Below are 1,139 nucleotides of genomic sequence, written 5' to 3'. Positions count from 1 at the left end.
GATTAAGCGATAACTTTAGCTACAACACCAGCACCTACGGTACGGCCACCTTCACGGATAGCGAAACGCAGGCCGTCGTCCATCGCGATCGGTGCAATCAGGGTAACAACCATCTTGATGTTGTCGCCCGGCATTACCATCTCTACGCCTTCCGGCAGTTCGATGGTACCGGTCACGTCGGTAGTACGGAAGTAGAACTGCGGACGGTAGCCTTTGAAGAACGGGGTATGACGACCACCTTCTTCTTTGGACAGTACGTACACTTCAGATTCAAACTTGGTGTGCGGCTTGATGGTGCCCGGCTTGGCCAGTACCTGACCACGCTCTACGTCTTCACGCTTCACGCCACGCAGCAGTGCACCGATGTTCTCGCCTGCACGACCTTCGTCCAGCAGTTTGCGGAACATTTCAACGCCGGTACAGGTGGTCTTGGTGGTATCTTTGATACCAACGATTTCCACTTCTTCACCAACTTTAACGATACCGCGCTCTACACGACCGGTTACTACAGTACCACGGCCAGCGATAGAGAATACGTCTTCGATAGGCATCAGGAACGGCAGGTCGATTGCACGCTCCGGCTCCGGAATGTAGCTGTCCAGGTGGCCAGCCAGTTCCAGGATCTTCTCTTCCCACTGAGCTTCGCCTTCCAGCGCTTTCAGTGCGGAACCACGGACTACCGGCAGGTCATCACCCGGGAAGTCGTACTCGGACAGCAGTTCGCGAACTTCCATCTCGACCAGTTCCAGCAGCTCTTCGTCATCTACCATGTCGCACTTGTTCATGAACACGATGATGTACGGAACGCCTACCTGACGACCCAGCAGGATGTGCTCACGAGTCTGCGGCATCGGGCCGTCAGTCGCTGCTACTACCAGGATCGCGCCGTCCATCTGGGCAGCACCGGTGATCATGTTTTTAACGTAGTCGGCGTGACCCGGGCAGTCTACGTGTGCGTAGTGACGGGTAGCGGTGTCGTATTCTACGTGGGAGGTGTTGATGGTGATACCACGCTCACGCTCTTCCGGTGCCTTGTCGATCTGGTCGAAGGCGAAAGCTTTACCACCGAAGTGCTTGGCCAGCACGTTGGTGATAGCTGCAGTCAGGGTGGTTTTACCGTGGTCAACGTGGCCGATGGT

1 protein-coding gene is annotated in these 1,139 nt (G+C 55.8%); it reads right to left on the bottom strand.

What is annotated here, in order from left to right:
- Nucleotides 1–2: 2 nt before the first annotated feature.
- Nucleotides 3–1,139: elongation factor Tu (gene tuf / locus BS300_RS20805; protein ID WP_071915113.1), on the bottom strand; the 1,137-nt coding region annotated here is incomplete at its 5' end.

The sequence above is a fragment of the Aeromonas sp. SCS5 genome (assembly GCF_001887375.1).
GTDB lineage: Bacteria > Pseudomonadota > Gammaproteobacteria > Enterobacterales > Aeromonadaceae > Aeromonas > Aeromonas jandaei.
The sequence above is the reverse complement of the archived record's forward strand: the minus strand, read 5'-3'. Positions and strand labels throughout refer to the sequence as shown.